Below are 8,886 nucleotides of genomic sequence, written 5' to 3' on the forward strand. Positions count from 1 at the left end.
GGGGCTTGCTCCCGATTGCGCTGGGTCAGTCAAGTAGTAGTCGACTGAAACACCGAGATCGGGAGCAAGCCCCCTCCCACATTTACTTTTTCCAATTGGGATCTAGAAATCCCGTTTGTAGAAGATATCCAATGAACTGGCCACGCCACTCGCCACTTCCAGGTACACCTTTTTGCTCAGCAGGTAGCGCAAGGCAATCGTGCTGGCCGGCTCGAACACCCCGACCCCGTAACGCAGGCTGAGCTTCTCGGTGATCTTGCCGCTGGCGACCACGGCGGTGTTATTGCCGCTGCCTTGGGTATCGAGGTCGAAATCCTGGATGCCCAGGTTCTTGGCAATGTCCGAAGTGACCCCGGCGCTGCCCATCAAACCGAGGCCCAGGGCGGCCTCGGCGAGCATGTTGTTGTCTTCGCCGGTGGTCGTGCGCGAGCGCCCCAACACCAGGTAGGACAGCGCGTCTTCCTGGGCCATCGCCGGCTCGGAGAATATCTGCGTGGTAGGTTGCTCGGCGCTGCCGCTCAGGCGGATCCCGGCAGTCACGGTCCTGGACGGCTCGGTGGTCACCCTCACCGCTTCGATATCCAGGAACGGCTGATCGAGCGGCCCCGCGAACAACAGGCGTGCGCGGCGCACATTCAGCCGCTGCCCGTAGGCGCGGTAGCGCCCATCGTTGAGCCACAGCTCGCCACGGGTGTCCATGTTGTCCCCGATGTGCACATGCCCCTGCACCTTGGCGGTGAGGCCAAAGCCCGAGAAGTTGAGCTGGTCTTCGCCCACCGCCACGTCGATATCCATGGCCATCGCCATCGGCGGCTTGCCCTCCTCGGTCTGGCTGCCGACGATCACCGTGTCATCCGACACCTTGACCGTCGACGGCGGCAGTTCACGCACGGTGATGTCGCCCCGTGGAATCTTGACCTTGCCGGCAATCGCCAGCTTGTCGTTCTTCAGGCTGATCTTGAGGTCGGGCGCCACTTCCAGCGTGGCGTAAGGCTCCACCGTCACCGGCAGTTGCGAGCCTTGCAGGCTGAGGTCCACCACCAGGGCCTGGCCCCAGTCGATCTGGCCCTTGAGGCTGCCCTGCCCGGCCTTGCCACTGCGCCAGCCACCGTTGAGCTGCACGCTTTCACCGGCAATCAACGCCTGCACGTTCAAGCCTTCGAGGCTGACAGGCAGCTCCGGTCCGGAAATTTCGCCCCCCACCAGGTTCACGTTGCCGTTGACCAGCGGCGCCAGCAGCCCGCCGGAAATCCGCCCGCTGCCATTTAGCTTGCCGTTGAGCGTTTCCACCATCGGCACAAACGGCCGCGCCACCGCGAGGTCGAGGCCGGTGAGGCTGAAGTTGCCGGTGATCGGCTTGTTCTTGGGCAACGGGTTGATCTGCGCCTGCACCAGCAACTCGCCGAGCTTGCCGCCACGGAAGTTCAGCTGGGTGTCGATGCGCTTGGGGTTGAGGGTGGTTTCCAGCTTCAAGGTGTCGTAGGGGAAATCCAGCCACTGGTCCTTATCCTTGACGCGCAAGGTGCCGCCGCTGGCATCCACCGAAATCACGCCCTTGGGGCCACTGTCGGGCAGGTCGAGCTGTACGTCGGCGTTGAGCTTGCCCTGCCACGCGAAGTCTTTCGGCAAAAACGCCGCCAGGCTGTCGATGGGAAACTGCTTGAGGTGGTAGCGCAGCTTGGGCTCGGGCATCAGGCGCTGGTCTTCGCCGCACAGGCTCGCAGGGCCGGAGACCCAGCAGTGCGCCGCAAAGGTCAGCTTGCCGTCGGCCAGACGCTCGATTTTCGCCGGGGCCTGAAGCTTCCAGTCCTGCCCGCCGGCTTGTACATCGCCGCTGGCCAGACGCCCGCGCCAATTGCCTTTGTCGAGATTGCCATCCAGGGCCAGCGCCAGTTTGACCAACGGGCCGGCCAGGTCCAACTGGACGTTCTGGCGCTTGATATCGCCCTGGGCACTGGCGGTCAGGGTACCGACCTGAGTCTCACCGCTCTGAATGCCACTGCCCTTGAGGTCGATCCTGGCGCGCTGGGCGCTGTCCAGCTTGGCGTCGAGGGTGAGGCTTTGCAGGCGATTGTCGGCAAACGCCAATTGCTGCCCCTTGAGGCCGAGCGTGCCTTGAGGTGCCTGCAGGCTGCCGGCCACGTCGAGGCGGCCATTGACCTGCCCACGCAACTGCGGCCACAGCTGGGCGAGGCGCGTCAGCTTGATGTCGATCTGCCCAGCGAGGCGTTGCTGCAGGCTGCCGCTGCCGTTGATGCGGTTGTCACCCAGACGGATATCGAGGTTCGCCAGGGTCCATTGCTCGCCCGCGCCCTCTGCCTTGGCCGCCAACACGGCGGTTTGCCCGCGCAGGCGGCCCTTGAGGTCGAGGTCGGCATTCAGCTTGAGCTGTTCATTTTTGAACTCACCCTTGCTGCGTAACGGCCCGGCCAACGTGCCTGGCAATTCAGCCACCCAATACGCCGGGTTCAGTGCCGACAGGTCCAGCGCCGTGTCCCACGCAATGCCGTCGGCAAATTGCAGGTTCAAATGCCCCTCGGCCTTGCCCTGGCCGGCGGTCAGTTTCAGTTCGGGCAGGAACACTTGCTTGAGGTCGCCGCTGAACGGCGTGACCACCTTGAACGCGCCGGCAGGGCCGTCGAGGTCGGCGTTGAGGTTGCCGAGGTAATTGCCGTCCTTGTAGGAGATTTCGCCATTGAAGGTACGCAACACCACCTGCGGTTCGTCGATCACCGGATAGAGGCGATGCCACGGGAAGTCCAGCCAGGCAATCTTCGCCTCGGCGCTGAAGCCTTGTTGCCAATCCAGCTGGGCACTGAGCTTGAGGCTTTGTTGCTCGCCTGCATTCAGGTCGAGGCCGGCGATCTGCGCGCCTTTGGCGTCGACCTTGCCTTGCAACAGCAGGTCCACCGGGCCTTTTTCCGCAGGTAGCACAGCCTTGCCGAGTAACTGGTAGCCGTCTTTCAGGTTGCCCTTGGCGGTCAGGTCCAGTTGGTTGAGTCGCAGGGTATCGGGTAGGTCGGCGCTGGGTTTAAAGCCGTCGGCAGTGAGGTGCAACTGCGCGGGCAGGTTTTCCGCCAGGGGTTGCAGCTCGCCGCTGAGTTTGGCCGGCAGGTAACCACTGCTGTCAGCCTCGAGCTTGAGGGTCTTGAGCAAATCACCCTCGATGTTCAACGCCACCTGCCACGGCGCACCGCCCGGCGCGTAAGGCAGGCTCAGGTTGCCACTGGCGCTGAGCCGCCAGTCTCCGGTGGGCAGCAAAAACCCCGCCAGGTCCAGCACTAGGCCATCGCGCTGCAGGTGCACCGAGTCGATGCGCATCCCAGCGGCAGTCCAATGCGCCACCAGCTGCAGGCCCTTGAGTTGTTCGCTGCCGTTGAACAACAGGCTGCCGACGCGAACATCGCCCAACTGGAGGGCGACGGGCAGTTTCAGATCGGGCAATTGAATCGGCCCGCTGCTCTCGTCCGTGCCAGGCGGGAATTGCAGACTGACCTGCTCCACCTCCAACCGGTCGATACACAAGGTCATGCGCAACAGGCACGCCGGCGACCAATCGAACGTTGGCGCCGTGAGTTCGACGCGGCTGCTGTCCTGCTGCCACAGCAGATGGTCGGCGCTCCACTGGCCGCCCAAATGCCCCCGAAAATTCTCCACGCTCAAACCCGGTACGCGCCCCAGAGCCCAGCGGCTGCCCGCCTGGCTGCCGAGTACCGCCCACAGTGCCAGCAACAGCACGGCGAGGACGGCCACCATGGCCAGCCCCGCTATTTTCACACCACGCATCACAGCTCAGGCCCCATGGAAAAGTGCAATCGAATGCCGCCCGGGTCTTCCAGGGCATGGGCCAGGTCGAGACGGATCGGCCCAACGGGCGACACCCAGCGGATGCCCACGCCGACGCCGGTTTTCAGGCTGGGCAATTCCAGGGTATTGAAGGAGTTGCCCTGGTCGATAAAGGTCGCGATCCGCCATTTTTCGGCGATGGAATATTGATACTCGGCGCTCAGGGCGACCATGTAGCGGCCACCGATACGGTCACCACGGTCGTTCTCCGGCGACAGCGTCTGGTACTCGTAGCCGCGCACACTCTGGTCGCCACCGGCAAAGAAGCGCAGCGACGGCGGCACCGACTGGTAGCCGTTGGTGGCGCTGCCGCCCACCTGCGCCCGGGCCAGGAACCGATGGTTGTCCCACAAAGTAGTGAGGCCTTTGACCATGGCCGTGCCGTACAGCAGGTTGGTGTCGGAGCCCAGGCCCTCTTTGGCCACCTTGGTGTCGAATTGCAGGCGGTAGCCGTTGTGCGGGTCGATGCGGTTATCGCTGCGCAGATAGGAATAGCTGACCCCCGGCATCACCAGGTTGCTGAGGCCCGAGTCGTTGCCCAGGCGATATTCTTCACGCTGGTATTTCAGCGAGATCACGCGGGTCCAGCCACTGGGCAACTTGCTGTGCCATTCGGGGCCGACGGTGAGCAATTTACTCAAGGTGTCGGTGTTGGCGAGTTCTTCGTTCTGATAGCCGCCGGCGAAGCGCAGTTTATCCGTGAGCGGTGGGTCCAGTGGGATGTCGTACCACAGGCCGACGTTCTGCCGTGGCGCCGACAGCTCAGCTTCCCAGCCGTAACTATGGCCCTGCGGGTTGACCCAGTGACGCGTCCAGTTGGCCTTGCCGCGTGGGCCGACGTCAGTCGAAAAGCCCAGACCCAGGCCCATGGTGCGCGGCTTGCGGGTGTCGAGGTTGACCGCCACCGGAATCACGTCATTGGTTGACGCGGCCGGGGCGGCGTCCACGCGCACGCTTTCGAAAAAGCCGCTGGCTTGCAGGTTCTGGTTGAGTTCGGCGATGAGTTCGGAATCGTAGGGTGCGCCACTTTTGAAGGGCACCATGCGTTGCAGCAGCTCTTCGTCAAACGGCGTATCGCCGGCAAAGCTGACCTTGCCCAAGGTATAGCGCGGGCCGCTGTCATAAATGAGTTCGATATCGGCGACGCCGGCTTGCGGGTCTACCGAGAGTGTCTGGCGAGTAAAACGCCCGCTGAAAAAGCCGTAGCGCGAGGCCTGGTTCTGGATCAGACGCTTGGCGTCTTCGTAGTGGCCGTGGTTGAGCACGGCGCCGGGTTTGAGATCGTCGCTGGCAGGCACGCGAAACGCCTTGAGGTTCGCAGCCTCGCCGTCGACCCGCAGGGTCACGTTGCGCAAATGCACCGGTTCGCCGGGGTCGACGGTGAGGGTCAGGCGCGGGTTCTTGCCGCCCTTCACCGCACTCTCGATGCGTGGTTGATAAAAGCCCAGAGCCTGGGCCGCTTTACGCGCCTGCTCCTCGGCGCCACGGCTGAACCGCAGCAAGGCTTCTTCATCACGATCGCCCACCCCGCCGATGTAGCCTTCGATGTTGGCTTTCAACGCGTCGTTTGCCGGTTTGATCCGCACGTCCAATTCGCTTTGCGCGAATACGCCGCAGCTAGTGAACAGCAGAACCAAGCCGCTGGTAATTCTTCCTGGAAACTTCATAGGCGCGGATGCTACACGAGCTGGGGAGTGTCTTAGAACTCAGACGATTCTGAAAAATTCTGCGTTAAGTCGTTACGGCCTGTAAGACCTGGGGATTGGGGTGGAAAAAAACATGTTCCAGAATAGGTCCTACGGCGACTTCGCCAATTTCCTCGTAACCCTGGCGCTTATAGAACTCCAGGTAGCGTGAGTTGCCCGTGTCGAGTACCACGCCGGATGAATGCGGGTCTTCCGCGCACCAGTTGTGAACCGCTTCCAGCAGTTGCTCGCCGTAGTGTTTGCCCTGGAACTGCGGGTGAATGCCCAACAGCGGCAACACGTGCACCGACTCGCTTGGCAGGCAGGCCATGACCGCATGGTGATAATCAAGATACCGCCGCGTACCGCGCACACCAGTGCTCAGCCACATGCGCAGTTGCCAGGCCCAGCTCTCGGTAATCCCCAGGCGCCGTTGCGGGGGAGCAATGAGGGCGATACCGATCAGCCGATCCTCGACGAACAGACCAATGGCGGGAAGCTTCTGAAAGAAGTGCTGCTTCACCAGTTCACGCACGGTGGCGCGAACACGCTGTTCATAGCCTGGCCGTTCCGCTTCAAAAATATACGCGAACGTCGGCTCATGCCGATAAGCCTGATACAGCAGGGACCGGGCCTCGCGGGAATAGCCGCTGTTGAGCAGACGGATTTGGGCAATGGCAGTCGAGGTTTCAGGCATACGGTGAATCTCCCTGGGCGCCACTCAAAGGATGGCGTTCTTATGAGTACGAACCTGTGCGGCACCAGTCGTTCCCAGACAGTAGCAGCGCATCTGCCCGACCGCCACGCTGGCCCCCGCCCGACTTGTCGGCTAGCATCGCCCTTTTGCCAGGACTGGACTGCCGACCATGAAAATTGTGTCTTTCAATATCAACGGGCTGCGCGCCCGCCCTCATCAGCTGGCGGCGCTGATTGAAAAGCATCAACCCGACGTGATCGGCCTGCAGGAAACCAAGGTTCACGATGACCAGTTCCCCCTGGCCGAAGTGCAGGCGCTGGGCTATCACGTGTATTACCACGGCCAGAAAGGTCACTACGGCGTGGCGCTGCTGTCGCGTAAAGAAGCCCTGAGTATGCACAAAGGCTTTGCCAGCGATGAAGAAGACGCCCAGCGCCGCTTTATCTGGGGCACCTTCGCCGATGAAAACGGCCACCCGGTGACCATCATGAACGGCTACTTCCCCCAGGGCGAAAGCCGCGACCACCCGACCAAGTTCCCGGCCAAGCAACGCTTCTACGAAGACTTGCAGCAATTGCTGGAGAGCCAGTTCAGCAATGACCAGGCCCTGGTGGTGATGGGTGATGTGAATATTTCCCCGCAAGACTGCGACATCGGCATCGGCGCCGACAACGCCAAGCGTTGGCTGAAAACCGGCAAGTGCAGCTTCCTGCCCGAAGAACGCGAGTGGATGGCACGCCTCAAGAACTGGGGCCTGGTGGACAGTTTTCGTCACCTGAACCCCGACGTGACCGACCGTTTCAGTTGGTTCGACTACCGCAGCCGTGGCTTCGAAGATGAGCCCAAGCGCGGCCTGCGGATTGACGTGATCATGGCGTCCAACGGCTTGCTGTCGCGGGTCAAGGATGCGGGCGTGGATTACGAGCTGCGCGGTTTGGAAAAACCCTCGGACCATGCGCCGATCTGGCTTGAATTGAGCTGAAATCGAGGCGAATGAAGATCAAAATGTGGGAGCGGGCTTGCGCGCGAATGCGGTGTATCAGGACCCGATGTGCTGACTGAACCACCGCATTCGCGGGCAAGCCAGCTCCCGCATTCAGGCTTCCGGTGTGCCAGTCACATGATTGCAACCCAACTGACTTAATCTCGCGGCACTCCCTTTGGCTTGAGAAGGTGCCGGCATGATGCTGCGCGTTCTGTTCCTGTGTTGCGCAATCGCCCTCCCCGCCGTGGCTGCGCCGCTGCCCATTCCTGACCAAGGCCCCGCGTTACGCATCAAGGGTTCGAACACCATTGGCGCCGCGCTCGGCCCCGCGCTAGTCAAGGGGCTGATGGAGCAGCAGGGGTTGCAGGGCGTGCACAGCGAACCCGCCGAGGGCGCCAACGAGCAGCGCGTACTCGGCAAGACGCGCCAGGGCAAGACCGTGACCATTGAGGTTGCGGCCCATGGTTCCAGCACCGGGTTCACTGCGCTGAAAAAAACCACGGCGGACCTGGCCGCCGCGTCCCGCCCGATCAAGGACAGTGAGTTGGTGGACCTCGAGCCGCTTGGCGACCTGAAAAGCCCCGGCGCCGAACAGGTGATCGCCATCGACGGCCTGGCGATCATTGTCCACCCGCAAAATCCGTTGAATACGCTGAATACCGAGCAATTGGCGCAGCTCTTCAACGGTGAAATCAGCACGTGGGAGGCACTGGGCGGCAGTGGCGGACCGATTCATTTGTATGCGCGCGATGACCAATCCGGCACCTACGACACCTTCAAGGAATTGGTGCTCAACCGGCGCGGCAAACCCCTGGCGCCCGCCCAGCGTTTTGAATCCAGCGAGCAATTGTCCGATGCCGTGAGCCAGGACCCGCAGGGCATTGGTTTTATCGGCCTGCCATATGTGCGCCAGGCCAAGGCAGTGGCGATTGCAGATGGCGACTCGCAACCAATGTTGGCGCTTAACAGCCTGATTGCCACCGAAGATTATCCGCTGTCACGCCGCTTGTTCTTTTACCTGCCACCGTCGACGCACAACCCGTGGGCCAAGGCGCTGGTGGACTTTACCCAGAGCAGCAAAGGCCAGGCGATTGTGGCCGCGAATGGGTTTATCGCGCAGCAGGTGCAGGCGATGGTCGTGGCGCCGCGCCCGTCGATGCCTGAGGACTACCAGGCCATTGCGCGTGACGCCCAGCGCTTGACCGTGAATTTTCGTTTCGAGGAAGGCAGCGCCAGCCTCGACAACAAAGCCCGCCAGGATTTGCAGCGCGTGGCGGCGTATTTGAAAAGCCACGACAAGCTGGATAAGCAGGTGACGCTGGTGGGGTTTGGCGATGCCAAGAACGACCCGCAACGGGCCGCGCTGCTCTCCAAACTGCGGGCGATGGCGGTGCGTCGCGAGCTGGTGAAGAGCGGCGTGGTGCTAAGGGATATTCGTGGGTTCGGCGCGCAAATGCCGGTGGCGGCGAATACGGCGGATGAGGGGCGGATCAAGAATCGGCGGGTGGAGGTTTGGGTTTACTGACAAGGCAGGCGAGCGTGCTCGTGTGGCCTGTTGGCTCTTTTAAACATCTCCGAGCCCACCGGACGACGGGAGTTATCTTGTCTGGCGGCTTTTTCTTTGAAAAAAAAAAAAGAGATGGACAGTGGGCTTGGTTGGTCTGCTGCACTTG

The 8,886-nt window shown here is 62.1% G+C and carries 5 protein-coding genes; 2 read left to right on the forward strand and 3 right to left on the reverse strand.

The genetic code is table 11. The annotated features are described in order from the left end of the window. Positions 1 to 102: 102 nt before the first annotated feature. From GIW02_RS20830 to GIW02_RS20840, 3 genes are all read right to left on the reverse strand, one after another. Complete coding sequence (locus tag GIW02_RS20830; protein WP_236418739.1) at positions 103 to 3,786, reverse strand: translocation/assembly module TamB domain-containing protein; 3,684 nt, start codon at positions 3,784 to 3,786, stop codon at positions 103 to 105. Next, positions 3,786 to 5,513: an autotransporter assembly complex protein TamA gene (locus GIW02_RS20835; protein ID WP_236418738.1), complete on the reverse strand. Its 1,728-nt coding sequence runs from the start codon at positions 5,511 to 5,513 to the stop codon at positions 3,786 to 3,788. Before GIW02_RS20835 ends, GIW02_RS20830 begins: the two co-directional genes overlap by 1 nt. Positions 5,514 to 5,577: 64 nt before the next feature. Next, complete coding sequence (locus GIW02_RS20840; RefSeq protein WP_236418737.1) at positions 5,578 to 6,228, reverse strand: GNAT family N-acetyltransferase; 651 nt, start codon at positions 6,226 to 6,228, stop codon at positions 5,578 to 5,580. Between the two features lie 169 nt (positions 6,229 to 6,397). Between GIW02_RS20840 and xthA the strand changes: the two genes are divergently transcribed. Together xthA and GIW02_RS20850 are read left to right on the forward strand one after the other, a co-directional pair. Then, positions 6,398 to 7,210: an exodeoxyribonuclease III gene (gene xthA, locus GIW02_RS20845; RefSeq protein WP_236418736.1), complete on the forward strand. Its 813-nt coding sequence runs from the start codon at positions 6,398 to 6,400 to the stop codon at positions 7,208 to 7,210. 199 nt (positions 7,211 to 7,409) lie between these two features. Further along, positions 7,410 to 8,738, forward strand: coding sequence for a substrate-binding domain-containing protein (locus GIW02_RS20850; protein WP_236422032.1), 1,329 nt, complete (start codon positions 7,410 to 7,412; stop codon positions 8,736 to 8,738). Positions 8,739 to 8,886: the final 148 nt, after the last annotated feature.

The organism is Pseudomonas syringae, from assembly GCF_021606685.1.
Classification (GTDB): domain Bacteria; phylum Pseudomonadota; class Gammaproteobacteria; order Pseudomonadales; family Pseudomonadaceae; genus Aquipseudomonas; species Aquipseudomonas syringae_R.